Genomic DNA, 406 nt, shown 5'->3' with positions numbered 1-406 from the left:
ATTCAAGAGTGATATCACCGCCGAGTCGGAACATCAGTCGATGTTCGGTGATACTGTATTCACGATTCGGGGATTCCGAATACATAACGAGCGCAGCGCTAAGCTGTTCGGGGCTGAGGGCCGTAGGTTGGGCACCTTCACGGCTCATGAAGCCGAAGTTAACTTCCAGTTCTGGAACGCTTTGACCAGAGCCGGCAATATCCGCCCAACCTGCTGGTGCCTCAGAAGTTTCCTGCGCAGCTCGCTCCAGCAGCTCTCCTGCGTTCTCGGAACCATCGACCGGATCGTCCTCCGGGTCTTGAACGTGAGCCAAATCCGCAGCGTTGAATTGAATTAGAGCCTCAAGGCGTCGTTCCAGCTCACCGTCCACGCTGTGGAACGAGTAAAGCTGGAAAAAGTCCTCGGC

Annotated in this window: 1 protein-coding gene; it reads right to left on the bottom strand. The window is 55.4% G+C overall.

The window, feature by feature from the left end:
• Positions 1 to 406, bottom strand: a 406-nt coding sequence (locus AC1RPQ_RS08010) for a hypothetical protein (RefSeq protein ID WP_481762264.1), incomplete at both ends; no start/stop codon positions are given.

The sequence above is a fragment of the Dellaglioa sp. CoH-57-MRSF-21 genome (assembly GCF_056781915.1).
The sequence above is the reverse complement of the archived record's forward strand: the minus strand, read 5'-3'. Positions and strand labels throughout refer to the sequence as shown.